Annotated in this window: 15 protein-coding genes; 4 read left to right on the top strand and 11 right to left on the bottom strand. The window is 67.3% G+C overall.

The genetic code is table 11. The features are described 5' to 3' along the window. Window positions 1-8: 8 nt before the first annotated feature. Together CLU95_RS01390 and CLU95_RS01385 are read right to left on the bottom strand one after the other, a co-directional pair. Window positions 9-329: a hypothetical protein gene (locus tag CLU95_RS01390; protein ID WP_143605921.1), complete on the bottom strand. Its 321-nt coding sequence runs from the start codon at window positions 327-329 to the stop codon at window positions 9-11. 107 nt (window positions 330-436) lie between these two features. Then, window positions 437-1129 carry a response regulator transcription factor gene (locus tag CLU95_RS01385; protein ID WP_099789702.1) on the bottom strand — a complete coding sequence of 231 codons (693 nt, stop codon included), beginning with the start codon at window positions 1127-1129 and terminating at the stop codon, window positions 437-439. A gap of 99 nt (window positions 1130-1228) precedes the next feature. Between CLU95_RS01385 and CLU95_RS01380 the strand changes: the two genes are divergently transcribed. Then, a complete protein-coding gene (locus CLU95_RS01380; protein WP_099789699.1) occupies window positions 1229-3259 on the top strand; it encodes a sensor histidine kinase in 2031 nt (676 codons plus the stop codon). Between the two features lie 6 nt (window positions 3260-3265). On the opposite strand, the gene CLU95_RS01375 is transcribed toward CLU95_RS01380, so the two are convergent. The 8 genes from CLU95_RS01375 to CLU95_RS01330 form a co-directional block, all read right to left on the bottom strand. Further along, a complete protein-coding gene (locus CLU95_RS01375; RefSeq protein ID WP_099789697.1) occupies window positions 3266-4087 on the bottom strand; it encodes a M55 family metallopeptidase in 822 nt (273 codons plus the stop codon). A gap of 11 nt (window positions 4088-4098) precedes the next feature. Beyond that, window positions 4099-5163, bottom strand: coding sequence for a DmpA family aminopeptidase (locus tag CLU95_RS01370; RefSeq protein ID WP_099789694.1), 1065 nt, complete (start codon window positions 5161-5163; stop codon window positions 4099-4101). 18 nt (window positions 5164-5181) lie between these two features. Then, complete coding sequence (gene gsiD / locus CLU95_RS01365; protein WP_099789691.1) at window positions 5182-6099, bottom strand: glutathione ABC transporter permease GsiD; 918 nt, start codon at window positions 6097-6099, stop codon at window positions 5182-5184. A gap of 121 nt (window positions 6100-6220) precedes the next feature. Beyond that, the gene (gsiC, locus tag CLU95_RS01355) at window positions 6221-7141 is read right to left on the bottom strand and encodes a glutathione ABC transporter permease GsiC (RefSeq protein ID WP_099789688.1); all 921 of its coding nucleotides are present in this window, start codon (window positions 7139-7141) and stop codon (window positions 6221-6223) included. 125 nt (window positions 7142-7266) lie between these two features. Beyond that, window positions 7267-8820 (bottom strand): glutathione ABC transporter substrate-binding protein GsiB, encoded by a 1554-nt coding sequence (gsiB, locus tag CLU95_RS01345; protein WP_099789685.1) that lies wholly within the window; start codon window positions 8818-8820, stop codon window positions 7267-7269. 96 nt (window positions 8821-8916) lie between these two features. Next, complete coding sequence (locus CLU95_RS01340; RefSeq protein WP_099789682.1) at window positions 8917-10806, bottom strand: dipeptide ABC transporter ATP-binding protein; 1890 nt, start codon at window positions 10804-10806, stop codon at window positions 8917-8919. A gap of 32 nt (window positions 10807-10838) precedes the next feature. Next, complete coding sequence (locus tag CLU95_RS01335) at window positions 10839-11798, bottom strand: isoaspartyl peptidase/L-asparaginase family protein (RefSeq protein WP_099789679.1); 960 nt, start codon at window positions 11796-11798, stop codon at window positions 10839-10841. After that, window positions 11795-12769: a MurR/RpiR family transcriptional regulator gene (locus CLU95_RS01330; RefSeq protein WP_099789676.1), complete on the bottom strand. Its 975-nt coding sequence runs from the start codon at window positions 12767-12769 to the stop codon at window positions 11795-11797. Before CLU95_RS01330 ends, CLU95_RS01335 begins: the two co-directional genes overlap by 4 nt. 362 nt (window positions 12770-13131) lie before the next feature. Between CLU95_RS01330 and CLU95_RS01325 the strand changes: the two genes are divergently transcribed. Continuing rightward, window positions 13132-14001, top strand: coding sequence for an alpha/beta hydrolase (locus tag CLU95_RS01325; RefSeq protein ID WP_257214503.1), 870 nt, complete (start codon window positions 13132-13134; stop codon window positions 13999-14001). Window positions 14002-14046: 45 nt separating this feature from the next. Here CLU95_RS01325 and CLU95_RS01320 read toward each other — a convergent pair whose 3' ends face one another. After that, window positions 14047-14250, bottom strand: a complete 204-nt coding sequence (locus CLU95_RS01320; RefSeq protein WP_099789673.1) for a heavy-metal-associated domain-containing protein — start codon at window positions 14248-14250, stop codon at window positions 14047-14049. Between the two features lie 171 nt (window positions 14251-14421). Between CLU95_RS01320 and CLU95_RS01315 the strand changes: the two genes are divergently transcribed. After that, on the top strand, window positions 14422-14868 hold the full coding sequence (locus tag CLU95_RS01315; protein ID WP_099789670.1) for a MerR family DNA-binding protein: 447 nt from the start codon (window positions 14422-14424) through the stop codon (window positions 14866-14868). A 196-nt stretch (window positions 14869-15064) separates the two neighbouring features. Continuing rightward, on the top strand, window positions 15065-15268 hold the full coding sequence (locus tag CLU95_RS01310) for a hypothetical protein (RefSeq protein ID WP_099789667.1): 204 nt from the start codon (window positions 15065-15067) through the stop codon (window positions 15266-15268). The last annotated feature ends 21 nt before the right edge of the window (window positions 15269-15289 follow it).

Here is a 15289-nt window from a genome sequence, read left to right as displayed (position 1 = left end):
GATCCTGCCTATCGCAGCTTGAAGTCGAAGCCCAGGGTCTGGGGCGAGCTCAGCAGCTGCCGGGCGGCCTTGTCGGCCTGATGCTGTGCATTGAGCCATTCCCGGGCCAGCCTGGCTTCCGTCCGGTTCAGGTGCTCGATGCCGTGGTGGCGCTCCTTCGACCAGGCCTGGAAGCAACGCACGACCCGCAGCGGATCGCCGATCTGCTCCTCGATCCGCAGCCGGTAGATGTCGGCGGCCACCATGACGTCCTTCAAAGTGAAGTTCTGGCCTTTGACGTGGACCACGTAGGGGACCACATAAGAAGTTGTCCTGGCGAGATCGCTCATGCCTTCATCCGTGCCTCAAGTCGCTGCCTGTGCCGCAGATTAGCGGCGGGTATCGAAATGAAACTGAGCGTTTCTGAGCGCTAGCCCGGCGCCCGACCGGCGCCGGGCTAGCGCCGGATGAGCGTCTTGGCGTGGAAGCGGTAGCCGGCGTTGCGCGCCGTGGTGATCGGCAGCACCAGCCCCGTGGCCTCGCTGACCTTGCGCCGCAGACGGCGAATCTGGGTGTCGAGGCGGCGCTGGTCGTAGCTCAGGTAGTGCTCACCGAGCGCCTGCACGATCTGCTGGCGGCTGGCAATTTCGCCGCCGCTGCGCATCAGCTCGTGCAGCACCGTGAGGTCCTGCTCCGACAGCGCAATGGGCGCAAAGCCCGGCGGCGACAGCCGGCGCGGGCCCAGTTCCAGCACCCAGGCGTCGGCCGGCACGGCAGCGGGCGAATCGCCAAGGCGCCGCGACAGCGCCGCCAGCGTGGCCGCCAGTTCATCGAGGTCGGTTGTTTTCGACAGGTAGTAGTCCGCGCCGATGTCCAGTCCGGTCACGCGGTCGCGGGCGCCGCCGCGTGCCGTCAGCACGACGATGCCCAGGCGCTCGCCGCGTTCGCGCAGTTCGCGGATCAGCGACAGGCCGTCGCCGTCGGGCAGCCCGAGGTCAACCAGCGCGATGCCGTGGCGGGCCGGGTCGTAGGTGCGGCGGAAGCCTTCGAGCGACGCCTCGGCATCGACCCGGTAGCCGCTGCCGGCCAGGAACTCGCTCAACTCTTCACGCAGCACGGCTTCATCTTCCAGCAGGATCACATCACGCATGGGGAACAGGGTAGGGGCTGGCGGACGGGGGAATCTGAGCGTTTCTAAGCGGCGTGAAAGGCGCCCAGATTCTAGGTGCGGCATCGATAATCCGCGCCCATGAAACGCCTCGCTCGGTGCCTGTGGTTGTGCGGTTGCCTCGTCGTGTGGGGCCTTCTCTTTTCGACAGCGGCCGCAGCCGGCGTGCTGCAGCTGAATCCGCTGGCGAGCGTCGACAGTCACGGCCAGCTGTCGATGCTGCGCGACCCCGAAGGCCAGCTGAGCGCCGACGCCGCCGCCGCCGCCTCGGGCTGGAAGGCCTTGCCCGGCGCCGTGAACGCGGGCTTCACCCGCGACGCCGTGTGGATCCGGCTCGAGGTGCAACGCCCAGCCGACGTGCCCCAGCAGCGGTGGCTGGCGCAATTCAAGAACGCGCTGCTCGACGACGTGCGGCTGTACCGCCAGGACGACGCGGGCCGCTGGCACCTGGCCGTTCATTCCGGCGAAGACATCGGCCGCGAGAACTGGCCCATCGACGCGCGCAACGCGCAGCTGCCGCTGACCCTGGAGAGCGCCGCGCCCACGCCGCTGCTGCTGCGCCTGCAGTCGCGCAACGCCCTGTCGACCACCATCGGCTTCGCCGCACCCGAGGTCTACGCGGGCACTGCGCGGCGCGAGTACCTCTTCTACGGCCTGGGCTTCGGTTTCGGCCTGATGCTGATCGCCTTCCACGCCCTGTTCTGGCAGATGACGCGCGAGCGCGTGAGCGCCTGGTACCTGGTCTATGTCTCGAACGCGCTGCTGGTCGAGTTCCTGTCGGCCGGGTTGCCGCAGCAGCTGTTCGCGATGCCGGCGCGGCTGTCCGACATGCTGCTGAGCCTGTCGATCTGCGCAGGCGTGGGCATCGGCATCCGGTTCGCCGTCATGCAGCTGGGCGCCGACCTGCAGTGGCCGCGTTTCACCCGCGTGGCGATGAATGCGGTGGGCCTGGTGAGCGTGGTGGGGGTGGTGCTGGTGCTGGGCGGCGCCAACGGCGTGGCCATGCAGACGGTGCAGGGGACGGCGATGCTGTGCATCGTGTACCTGATCGGCGCGGCGCTGTGGCTGCTGCCGCGCGACCAGGGCCAGGCGCGCGCCTTTCTCATCATCTTCGGCATCTACTACGTGGGCGTGGTGGTGAGCTTTCTGCGCAACAAGGGCTGGCTGCCGGCCGGTGTCTGGACCGACAACGCGACCGCCGTCGGCACGCTGCTGCACCTGCTGCTGATGAGCATGCGGCTGAACCGCCGCTACGACCAGCTGCGCCGCGAGAAGGAAGCCGCGCAGGCGCGCCTCGTGCACGTGGTCGGCCGCCAGAACGACCGGTTGGAGGCGGAAGTGCGCCGGCGCACGGCCGACCTGCGCGGCGAGATCGAGCAGCGCCAGCGCCTCGAGGTCGACCTGCGCGCGGCGCTGGAGACCGAGCGCCGCGCCAAGCAGTCGCAGGTGGATTTCGTCGCGATGGTGTCGCACGAGTTCCGCACGCCGCTGGCCATCATCCACACCACGGCGCAGCAGATTGCCAAGAACCTCGATGCCGCGCGCGAGAAGACCCTGGCGCGTTGCCTGAACCTGCGCGCCGCCGCGCAGCGCATGACCGCGCTGGTCGACGAGTACCTCACCTCCGATCGCATGGAAGCCGGTCAGACGCCGTTCCAGCCGCGCTCTTGCGAGCGTGACGAGCTGCTGGAGCTGTTCGAAGACCTGGTGGCCGACTGGCCAGACGGCCGCGTCGTGTGGCACGACGGGCAGTTGCCGCCACAGCTGGTGTGCGACCCCGGGCTGCTGCGCGTGGCGCTGCGCAACCTGCTGGCCAATGCCGACCGCCACACGCCGGCGGGCCGGGCGATCGTGCTGGACGTGGTGCCGGCGGGGCCGGATGGGGAGGGCGGCCTGAACATTCGCGTGAGCAATCCCGGCGACGCGATCCCGCACGACGAGGTGGCGCGGCTGTTCGAGAAGTACTTTCGCGGCCGGCAGGCGGCGCGCTCACCGGGCGCCGGGTTGGGGCTGTACCTCGTGCATCAGATTGCGGAGCTGCACCGCGGGCACGCCCGGCTCGAAAGCGCCGGGCAGGACGGCCACGTGCGCTTCAGCCTCGCGCTGCCCTGAGAGGCTTCAGCGCAGCATCGCCGACATCGCCGAGCAGCAGTTCAGCATGCGCACGGCCGACTCCACCGTGTCGGCGGTGAAGCGCAGCGTGACGCCATCGACGCGTTCGAAGCTCGGCCACTGGCAGAACAGGTCGGCCATCATCGGCGACTGGGTGCGCAGCGTGACCACCTGCGGGCCCTTGAAGACCAACGGACGCGCATGGGCACGCGCGGCCAGCGCTTCGATCACGCCGGCACGGATCGCCTGGCGCGACTGTTCCGGCGAGAGCGACACGCCGCTGTTGAAGCCGGTCGCCTTCTTGGTCTGCACGAAGGTCGCGTGCGGAAAGAGCGCCTGGTTTTCGGAGATGAACACGTCGTCGCCACTGCCCATCACCACGGGCACGCCGTACTCGCCGGCCAGCGCGCCGTAGATCCCGGCTTCGCCCAGTTCCTGGTCGCCGAACCGGATGCCCGCAAAGGCAAAGCCGTTGATCGTGTGCGCGAGGATGCCGCGGCCTTGGGCACGCGAGTGGTAGCCGATCATGCAGACCGCTTGCACGCCGTCTTCCTCCACGCCGGCCACCATGCTCAGGTAGCGCGGCTTGCCTTGCACCACGCGGGCGCGTGCATCGAGCACGTCGGGCGGCATGTTGCGAAAGCCGCCGTGCGAGTCGTTCACCAGCACCTCGGTGGCGCCGGCGTCGAAGGCGCCCGCAATCGCGGCGTTGGCCTCCTGCGCCATCAGCACGCGGGCACGTTCGTACTCGGGGTTGCCTTGGCGCGCCTGCTCGTGGTGGTAGACGCCAGCCACGCCTTCGATGTCGGTGGAGATCAGGACTTTCATGAGCGTGTGTTTCAGACCAGAGGTGAAAGGGAAGACGCCGGCAGCAGCTCGCCAAGCGTGGCGCGGTGGTTGCCATCGCGGCCCGTGACGGGCGTGGCGCGCCACAGCGCATGAAGAATAGCCTGCTCGGTGCTGTCGGCCGCGGCCTGGAACAGCCCGTCGAGCAGGGTGTCGTGCAGCATCGCGACGGCCGGCATGGGCCGGTCGGCGCGGTCGGGCACGGTGTAGGCGGTGGAGAAAGCCAGCACGAGGTCGCCGCTGCCGTGGCCGAAGACCGAACCGGTGCGGGCCAGCCCTGCGCCCGCGCGCAGTGCGAGGCGGCGCAGCTGGCGCGCGTCGAGCGGCGCGTCGGTGGCGAGGACGATGATGATCGAGCCCTTCTCGGGCTCCGAGGATTCCTTCGACGCCTGCTGCAGCGCCGCGAGCCGTTCGCCCACCGCATGCCCGGCCAGCACCAGCTGCGGCTGACGCCCGTAGTTCGCGAGCACGAGCGCGCCGACCGTGCAGGTCGTGCCATCGGCCATCGCCACGCGGCGCGACGCGCTGCCAATGCCGCCCTTGAGCTGGAAGCTCGACATGCCGCGACCCGCGCCGACCGAGCCCTGCGCAAAGTCCGCATCGGTGGCGGCCAGTGCCTGCAGGTAGTCGGCCTCGGTCACGGCCAGCCGCTGGATGTCGTTGAGAAAACCGTCGTTGCATTCGAAGACCAGCGGGTTCACCGTGGGCAGCGCGCGACCGGTCTCGGGGTTGGCCGCCGCGCAGTCGCGGATCTGCGCCGTGGCCACGGTGCCGACCGAGAAGGTGTTGGTCAGCGCGATCGGCGTTTCCAGCACGCCGAGTTCGGCCAGCTGCACCAGCCCCACGCTCTTGCCGAAACCGTTGAGCACCACGGCCGCGGCCGGCACCTTGTCGCGGAACGGGTCGCCCGCGTGCGGACGGATCACGGTCACGCCGGTCTGCACCGGGCCGTCGGCCAGCGTGCGGTGGCCGACCGTGACGCCCGCAACGTCGGTGATGGCGTCGCGCGTGCCCGGGGGCAGGGTGCCGATGAAGGGCAGGGAGGTCGTCGGGGCCATGAAGAGAGAACGAAGAACTTACTGGCGGTCGATCTTCGGATCGAGCGCGTCGCGCAGGGCGTCGCCCAGCAGGTTGAAGGCCAGCACGGTGAAGAAGATGGCCAGGCTGGGGAACAGCGCCACGTGCGGCGAGGTCACCATGTCGGCGCGGGCTTCGTTGAGCATTGCGCCCCACTCGGGCGTCGGCGGCTGCGCGCCCATGCCCAGGAACGACAGGCTGGCCGCCGTGATGATCGAGGTGCCCACGCGCATCGAGAAGTACACGACGATCGACGAGATCGTGCCCGGCAGGATGTGCCGCACGATGATGGTCCAGTCCGACGCGCCGATGCTGCGCTCGGCCTCGATGTAGGTCTGCTGCTTGAGCACCAGCGTGTTGCCGCGCACCAGGCGCGCAAAGGCCGGCACGCTGAACACCGACACCGCCACCACCACGTTGGTCATGCTGCTGCCCAGAATGGCCACCACGCCCAGCGCCAGCAGGATGCCGGGGAAGGCGAACAGCACGTCCGAGATGCGCATCACGATGCGGTCCCACCAGCCTTCGTAGTAGCCCGCCAGCAGGCCGAAGGCCGTGCCGATGAAGCCGCCCACCAGTACCGACAGAAAGCCGGCCGCCAGCGAGATGCGCGTGCCCGCCAGGATGCGGCTGAAGATGTCGCGGCCCAGCGGATCGACGCCGAACCAGTGCGTGGCCGAGGGCCCGCTGTTCAGCATGTCGTAGTCGAAGAAATTCTCGGGGTCGAAGGGCACGATCCACGGTGCGAACACCGCAATGAACACCAGCAGCCCCACGAAGATGGCCGCGACGATGCCCACGGGCTGCTTCTTGAAGCGGCGCCAGCACTCGCCCCAGGGCGTGCGGACCTTGCCCGCGGTTTGCACCACGGCCACGGGAGAAAGAGGAACGATGGATTCGGCGGAAGCTTGAGTCATAACAGTCGCTCGTTGCGGCTTTTTCGTGGAACACCGCGGAACCGGCTTTGCCGGGCCGCTGGTGTTGCCCCCGGTGAGGGGGTTGGCGAAGCGACACGAAGTGCGCGTAGCCTGGGGGAGGTCATTTGTAGCGGATGGTCGGGTTGATGTAGCCGTACAGCACATCGACCACGAGGTTGATCAGGATGAATTCGAGCGAGAAGAGCAGCACCAGCGTCTGGATCACGGGGTAGTCGCGCATCTGCACGGCGTCGACCAGCAGGCGGCCCAGGCCGGGCCAGTTGAACACCGCCTCCACAAGAATCGAGCCGCCCAGCAGAAAGCCGAACTGCAGGCCCATCATCGTGACCACCGGAATCAGCGCGTTGCGCAGGCAGTGCTTGATGATCACCGTGCGCTCGCGCACGCCCTTGGCGCGTGCGGTGCGCACAAAGTCTTCCTGGATCACTTCGACGAACGAGGCGCGCGTGAAGCGGGCCATCACGGCGGCCACCGCCGCGCCCAACGTGATCGAGGGCAGGATGTAGTGCTGCCAGGTCGCGGCGCCCACCGTGGGCAGCCAGCCGAGCTGCACCGAGAAGATCTGCATGAGCAGCATGCCCAATGCAAATGCGGGGAATGAGATGCCCGACACCGCCAGCGTCATGCCGATGCGGTCGGGCCATTGGTTGCGGAACACGGCCGACACGATGCCGATGCCCATGCCGAAAATCACCGCCCACACCATGCTGGTGATGGTCAGCATCACCGTCGGGAAAAAGCGCTCGGCAATCTCCGTCGACACCGGCCGCCGCGTGCGGATCGAGGTGCCGAAGTCGCCTTGCACCATGTGGGTGAAGAAGCTCACGAACTGCTGCGGCAGCGGCTTGTCGAGCCCGAGGTCCGCGCGCACCATGGCCACGGTCTGCTCGTCGGCATCCTGGCCGGCGGCAAGGCGCGCCGGGTCGCCGGGGAGCATGTGGACGAACAGGAACACCAGCACTGCCACGATGAGCAGTGTCGGGATCAGGCCCAACAGTCGTTTGAGAAAGTAGTTCAGCATGGGGTGCGGGCAGTCAAATCCTCATTCGGGGAACACCGCGGAACCGGCTTTGCCGGGCCGCTGGTGTTGCCCCCGGTGAGGGGGTTGGCGTAGCGACACGAAGTGCGCGAAGCCTGGGGGAGGTCTTAGTTAGACACCGACATGGCGTCGATGTTGATGTTCGCGTCGGGCATCACGAACACACCCGACAGGCGCTTGGCGTGCGCCGACAGGTTCTGCTCGGTAACCAGCGGCACGCGCGGCAGGTCCTTGCGGATCTCGTCCTGCGCGGTCTTGTACAGCGCGGCCTTTTCCTTGTCGTCCACGGTGATCAGTGCCTTGGCGATCGCGTTGTCGACCACGTCGCTCTTGTAGAACGACATGTTGTTGAGCTTCGGTGCCCACGACTCCGAAGCGAACAGCGGGCGCAGGCCCCAGTCGGCTTCACCGGTCGACGACGACCAGCCCGTGTAGTACATGCGGACCTTGGCCGTCTTCGGATCGGGCCAGGCATCGACCATCTCGGTGCGCTGGCCCACTTCGAGCGCCTGCACCTGCAGCTTGATGCCCACCTGTGCGAGCTGCTGCTGCACGAACTGGATCGTCTTCTGGCTGGTCGTGTTGTTGTAGGCGCTCCACAGCACCGACTCGAAGCCGTTCGGGTAGCCGGCTTCGGCCAGCAGGGCCTTGGCCTTCTTCACGTCGTAGGGAATGGGCGCCATCTTCTCGGCGAACTTCACGCCCTGGGGCATCACGCCCTGTGCGGGGAAGGCGTAGCCACCGAAGGCCACCTTCGACAACGCTTCCTTGTTGATGGCGTAGCCGATGGCTTCGCGCACCTTCGGGTTGTCATACGGCTTTTGCAGCATGTTGAAGGCCAGGAAGCGCGTGATGATCGAGGGCGATGCCACCACTTCGAGCTTGTCGCTCTTCTTCAGCAGCTCGGCCTGCTCGTAGGGAATGGGGAAGGCAAAGTCGGCTTCGCCGGTCTGCAGCATCGCGGCGCGCGTGTTGTTCTCGAGCACCGGTTTCCATTGCAGGTTGTCGACCTTCGGGAAGCCCTTCTTCCAGTAGCCGTCGAACTTCTTGGCCTTGACGGCGTCGGTCTGCTTCCACTCGACGAACTCGAAGGGGCCGGTGCCCACGGGGTGGAACGCGATGTCCTTGTTGCCCCATTTCTTCAGCGCAGTGGGCGAGATCATGGCGGCCGAGGCGTGGGCCAGCGAGTTGATGAAGGGGCCGAAGGGCTCCTTCAGCGTGATGCGCACGGTGGTCGGGTTCAGCGCTTCGACCTTGCCGACGCGGTTGAACTGGTTGTAGCGCAGCAGCTTGTTGTCCTGGTTCAGCACGCGGTCGAGCGTGACCTTCACGGCTTCGGCGTTGAAGTCGGTGCCGTCGTGGAACTTGACGCCGCTGCGCAGCTTGATCGTGTAGACCAGGCCGTCCTTCGAGACTTCGTAGCCCTCGGCGAGCACGTTCTGGACCTTCAGGTCCTTGTCGAACTGGAACAGGCCTTCATAGAAGGTCTTGGTCACGGCCGTGGTGATGGTCGTGTTGGTGTTGTACGGGTCCAGCGTTTCCGGCTGGTAGCCGATGGCCAGCACCACGTCTTTGGCAGCCAGTGCCGAGCCCGAGGCGGCGAGCGCGGCCAGGCCCAGCAGTGCGGATGCCCAGCGCAGGGAGGAAGAAGATTGCTTCATGGAAGAACTCCAGTCGGTTCGTGGAAAAAATGCAGGGGGCCTGCGGGTGAAAAAAAACGGTTCGGATTCGGAAGGCGCCGCCGATGGCGTCAAGCCTCAGAAGGCCCCGCCGATGGCGTGTCGTGCAACGAAGTGGCCGGGCGCAACCTGCACCAGCGGCGGCACGTCGGGCTCGTCGCCCACGGCGCGGATCGGGCTGGGAATCTCGCCTTCGAGCAGCGCGCGCGGCTTGTGGCGGCGCGACGGATCGGCCACCGGCACCGCCGCCATCAGCTTGCGCGTGTAGGCATGCTGCGGCGCTTCGAACACCGCGCGGCGCGGGCCGATCTCGACGATCTGGCCCAGGTACATCACGGCCACGCGGTGGCTGATGCGCTCGACCACGGCCATGTCGTGCGAGATGAAAAGGAATGCCACGCCCAGCTCGCGCTGCAGGTCGAGCATGAGGTTGACGATCTGCGCCTGGATGGACACGTCGAGTGCCGACACCGATTCGTCGGCCACCACCACCTTCGGGTTCAGTGCGAGCGCGCGCGCAATCGCGATGCGCTGGCGCTGGCCGCCCGAGAACTCGTGCGGATAGCGCTGCGCCACTTCAGGCGGCAGGCCGACCTTCTGCAGCAGCCAGTCGACGCGCTTCTGCGCCCCGGCGCCCTTGGCGATGTTGTGAATCAGCAGCGGCTCCATGATCGAGAAGCCCACTGTCACGCGCGGATCGAGCGAGGCGAACGGGTCCTGGAAGATGAACTGGATGTTGCGGCGCAGCGCCTGCAGCTCGCGCGTGGGCAGCTCGCGGATGTTCTTGCCGCCGAACTCGATGGCGCCGCTCTGGCTCTCGACCAGGCGCAGCAGCGAGCGGCCCGTGGTCGACTTGCCGCAGCCCGATTCGCCGACCAGCGCCAGCGTTTCGCCGGGGTAGAGGTCGAAGCTGATCTTTTCCACCGCATGCACGCGGCGCTTCACGCGGCCGAAGATGCCGCTGCGCACGTCGAAGCGCGTCACGAGGTCGCGCACGCGCAGGATCGGGCCGGCGTCTTCACGCACGGTGGTCTGCGGCGTGGTGTTGGTGCTGGGCACGGTCTCGGTGCTGTCTTCGGTGCCGGACTCGGTACGAAGGAGTTCGAACTTGGCTGGCAGGTCGGTGCCCTGCATCGCGCCGAGCTTGGGCACGGCCGACAGCAGCGCCTTGGTGTAGGGGTGCTGCGGCGACGCGAACACCTGGTCGGAGGTGCCGGCTTCGACCTTGTCGCCGCGGTACATCACGAGCACGCGGTCGGCAATTTCGGCCACCACGCCCATGTCGTGCGTGATGAAGAGCACGCCCATGCGCATCTCTTTCTGCAGCTCGCGGATGAGCTGGAGAATTTGCGCCTGAATGGTCACGTCGAGCGCGGTGGTGGGCTCGTCGGCGATCAGCAACTGCGGCTTGCACGACAGCGCCATCGCGATCATCACGCGCTGGCGCATGCCGCCCGAGAGCTGGTGCGGAAAGCGGTCGAGCACGTTGCGCGCTTCAGGGATGCGCACGAGTTCGAGCATGCGCAACGCCTCGGCGCGTGCGGCCGAATTGCTCTTGCCCTGGTGGATGCGGATGGCCTCGGCAATCTGATCGCCGGCGGTGAACACCGGGTTCAGCGAGGTCATCGGCTCTTGAAAAATCATCGCGATGTCGGCACCGCGAATGCCGCGCATCGTGCTGTCGCGTGCCTGCGCCAGGTCGAGCACTTCGCCGTTGCGACGACGGAAGGCCATGCTGCCGCCGAGGATGCGACCGCCGCCGTGCTCCACCAGCCGCATCAGCGCGAGCGAGGTGACCGACTTGCCCGACCCCGATTCACCCACTACCGCGAGCGTTTCGCCGTGGTCGACGTGGAAGGACAGGCTTTTGACGGCATCGACGGTGCGCTCGGACGTCGAGAAGCGCACGGTGAGGTCGTCGACGGCGAGGACACGGCCGTCGGGCAGATTCAGGGCAGGGGAAGACATGGCGGGTGCGGGAGAAAAGTGGGGCGTGTGCGTCAGGCGAAGATGGCCGTCACCGGGGCTTCATCGCCGCGCGCGTGGCCGCGGTACATGCCTTCGGTGTTGAAGGCCAGGCTCAGGTTGCCGTGGCGGTCGACGGCGATCAGCCCGCCGGTGCCGCCGATGGCGGGCAGCGACCCGTGCACCACGGCGTGCGTGGCCGCTTCGAGCGTGGCGCCGCCGTAGGCCATGCGCGCGCAGATGTCGTGGGCGGCCGCGACGCGGATGAACATTTCGCCGCTGCCGGTGCACGAGATGGCGGCGGTGCGGTCGTCGGCATACGTGCCCGAACCGATGAGCGGCGAATCGCCGACGCGGCCGACGCGCTTGTTGGTCATGCCGCCGGTCGAGGTGGCGGCGGCCAGGTGGCCGTGAATGTCGAGTGCGACCGCGCCGACGGTGCCGAACTTCTTGTCTTCGTCCAGCGGCGGCTTGGTCATGGCGGCGCCTTCGTGGTCGGTGACCACGCGGCCCGTGTCGCGCACGCGGTACAGCTGCTGGCGGCGTGCGTCGGTCGAGAAGAAGAAGGGTTCGACCATCTCCAGCCCACGGTCGCGTGCGAAGGCTTCTGCGCCCGCGCCGGCCAGCAGCACATGGGCGCCGTCTTCGAGCACGGCACGCGCGGCGCGCACGGGGCGGCGCACGTGGCTCACGCCAGCAATGGCGCCGGCCGCGAGCGTGGCGCCGTCCATCACAGCCGCGTCGAGCTCGTGCGTTTCTTCGTGCGTGAACACCGCGCCGTAGCCGGCATTGAAGAGCGGGCAGTCTTCGAGCATCTCGACCGCGAGGCAGGTGGCGTCGAGCGCCGACATGCCCTTGAGCAGCGCGGCCTGCGCGGCGCGCACGATGGTCTGCAGCGCGTCGTGGTACGCCTGCGCCTGCTCGGGGTTGGTGGTCGAGGCGCTGATGGTGCCGGCGCCGCCGTGGATGGCGATGACGGGCGTGACGTTCTTCATCGGGAAGCTTTCTTCTTTTTCTTGCCGGCGTCGGAAGCGACGGCGGCGGGGAGGAGGGGAGGCATCGAGACCTGGCCGCGCGCATGGCCCTGGCCCAGCCCGCCGTGCAGCCACGGGCGCACCGCCTGCAGGATGCGGCCGGCCGACTGCGCCGCGCCGGGCGCGCGCAGGGCGACCGCGCTGGTCAGTGCCTCGATCAGCGCGAGCACGCTGGTCTCGCAGTTGGGGCGGTAGCTGGTTTCGGTCTGGCAATAGAGCACCACGTCGGCCAGCGGCGCGATCGGGGAGCTGGGGCGGTCGGTCAGCGCGAGCACCGCGCAACCCTGGCTGCGCGCAATCTGCGCAAGCGCCACCGTGTCGGTGAGGTAGCGCGGAAAGGTGAGGCCGATGAACAGGTCCTGCGGGCCCGAGTGCATCAGCGAGCGCGCCGAGTGCGTCACGCCGCTCACGCTGGAGAGCATGCGCACGTCGTTGCACGAACCGTCGAGCCCGTGCTGCAGCAACCCCGCAAGCCAGGCGCTGGCGCCGAAGCCGCCGATGTAGATCGAGCGCGCCTTCAGGATGCGCTGCACCGCAGCCTCGCAGGCGGCGTAGTCCAGCGACTGGCGCGTCGCTTCGATGTTGCGGCGGCTTTCGTCGAGCGCCGTGGCGAACACCTCGGCCACCGTGGTGGGGTGCTCCAGGTTGCCGCGCAGCCGCTCGACCGGCGCCACCAGCGACTCGAAGCCGCGCACGAGCTCGGCGCGGAAGGCGGCGTAGCCGTCGAAGTCCAGCGCCCGCGCAAAGCGGTTGGCCGTGGCGACCGACACGCCTGCTGCGGCGGCGAGCTCATCGATGGGCAGCGTCGCGACCTGCAGCGGGTGCTCGAGCACGAAGTCGGCCACCTGCCGGTGCGAACGCGTCAGCCGCGGCAGCGCCTGCGCAATGCGCTGGGCCACGGTGGTGCCTGGGGTGTCGACGTTGGTGCTCATGGGGCGGGCGATGCACCTGGGTGGGTGCGGGTGATGAAAATCGGTTTACAAATATATGACAGATATGAAAATTTTCTGTCATTTCCGATCGATATCGCAAGTAGCGGGCCAGGAGCGAGGGGCTTTGGCGAGCGCGTGATCGGGCGTGTTTCCCTTGCGGGGCGGCGCGTTCGGAGCCGTTGGCGCGCGGCGTTCAGGGATTACCCTGATGTTGTCTTTTCATCCCTTGGGCGGGGTCGGGCGCGTTGAAAACGAACGAATTAACTGCGAGATGCGAATCGGATAGCGACATTGACGCCCTTGTGCCCAGCCCTGAGTATCCCGAGCGGTGCAATTGGCACCGGGGAACGAGGAACCACGACATGAGACAGGAATGGCTTCGCCGCGCGCTCGCGGTGATGGGTGGCTTTGTGCTGATTGCGGCCGTTGCCGCATGCGGCGGCGGTGGGGGCGGAGGAGGTGGCGGGGGCGGTGTGCCGATCCTGCCGCCGACCGGCGTGGCCCCTGTGCAGCCACCGCCTTCGGCCAGTGGCCGGGTGGTGTCGGACACGCTGACGTCGAGCGTCAACAACGTGCGCTACCCGTTCGAGGTGTTCATTCCGGCGGCCTACGACAGCAGCACCGATGCCGTGCCGATCATCTATGCCTTCGACGGCGACGCGACCAACGGCCTGCCCGACACGCGCTTCACGAATCTCAAGAACGTGCTGATCAAGCGCGGCACCAAGGCCATCCTCGTGGGCATCGGCAACACCGCGCGCCGGCAGGAGGACTACAACTTTCCGGGCGCCAACCCGTACCACACCTTCCTCACGAAGGACCTGGTGCCGTACATCGAATCGAAGTACCGCGCCGACCCGAAGAAACGCATGCTCACGGGGCTGTCGACCAGCGGCAACCTCGCGGCCACGGCGCTGTTCCTGGAGGCGCCCGACAACCTCGTCTTCTCGTACTTCATTTCCATCGAGGCCGCCTTCTGGCAGCAGGAGGCTGAGAACAACGCCCTCGAAAAGAAGATGTTCGACGCGCTGGCTGGCCGGCCGTTGCCCGTGACGCTGATCCTGGCGCACTGCGCGAGCGGCTGCAACGAAGTGCCGGTGAAGGCGATGTACAAGCGGATGTCCGAGCGGGGCTATGTCGGGCTGCAGCTCATCGACACGGAGTTCAACTCCACGCACGTGGGCACGGACGTGCTCGCGTTCGACGACGCGATCGTGCGGATCTTCAAGTAAGACCTGGCGGCGAACCGGGCAACCCGGTTCGCGCGCAGGCCGTGCTCAGCTGACGGAAGGGCTCGGCGGATAGCCGGCTTCCGTCAACGCCGCCACCAGCGAGGGGCGGTCTTCGGTGGTGTCGATGCGCACCGTTCTTTGCTTCACGTCCACCTCGAGCCTGGCCTGCGGGTCCAAGTCTTTGATGGCCCGGGTGATGCGGCCGGCGCAGCTGCCGCAGGTCATCGACTGGATTTCAAACGCTTGCATGAGAGTCGTCCTTTCAAAAGAGTGACGCTCAGTGTCAAGCTTGCCATCGTGTGAAGGTCAAGCGCGGTGAACGCCTGACCCCTGCCGCGCCAAGGTCATGCGGTTGCTCGGCTTTGACTCTTCCATGGTGTGAAGGTTGAGACTTCGCGCTTTGACTCGAAGGAGAACTCCATGGAACATTCCACGGCGCCGGCGGTTGCAGCGCGCTTGTCTCTTGCAGACGTCATTGCGCGTTCGGGCGCGTCCGCGCAGCTGCTGAGCGACTGCGAATCGCTCGGACTGCTCGACGACACGGCGCACGCCGGCCGCTACGACGAGCGCGCCGTGTCGACGCTGCGCTTCGTGCGGCGCGCGCACACGCTGGGTTTCGACACACCGGAAGTCGTCGAGCTGCACGCCCTGTGGCAAGACGGGCGCCGTGCAAGCTTCGATGTGAAGCGCGTCGCGCTCGAACGGGCCGACGACCTCGCCCAGCGCATCGAAGAGCTGGCACACATGAAGCGTCTGCTGGAGCGCCTGGCCCACTGCTGCGAAGGTGACGAGCGTCCCGAGTGCCCCATCCTCGATGAGCTGGCCGGGCTCAAGGGGTTTGCCGGGTGTGAGGCACGGCGCGAGTGAAGCGGTGCTTCGGCTTGGCACCTCAGGTGCGGCGCACCGCGCTTGCTCAGGCGACGCCCTGCTGAGGGTGCGTGGTTCAGGTTCCTTGACATTCGCGCGCGCACATCAGCCGCGGTCAGTCACGACTCAGAATTCACGGCCATCATCTGCGCTCTACGCACATCACCTTCCGTTTCAACCCGAGCTGGAGCACATCATGGGAATTCTGAACACACTTGAGGAAGTCGCTGGCGCCGTCGTTGCCGTCGAGGGCCTGGAAAAGGTCGATCCGAATGCTTCGTTCCTCGGCAAGGCCGCTGCCGCTGTGGCGGGCTACAAGGGCGTCGAGCTCGTCAAGGAGAAACTCGAGGAAAAGAGCGAAGGCGAAGGCGAAGGCGCCAGCCCGGATCAACCCGCCTGATATCGGGCCCGTCGTTCCAGG

It is taken from the genome of Variovorax sp. 54 (genome assembly GCF_002754375.1).
GTDB lineage: Bacteria > Pseudomonadota > Gammaproteobacteria > Burkholderiales > Burkholderiaceae_C > Variovorax.
Note: the sequence above shows the minus strand (reverse complement) of the source record. Positions and strands in the feature narration are given on the sequence as shown.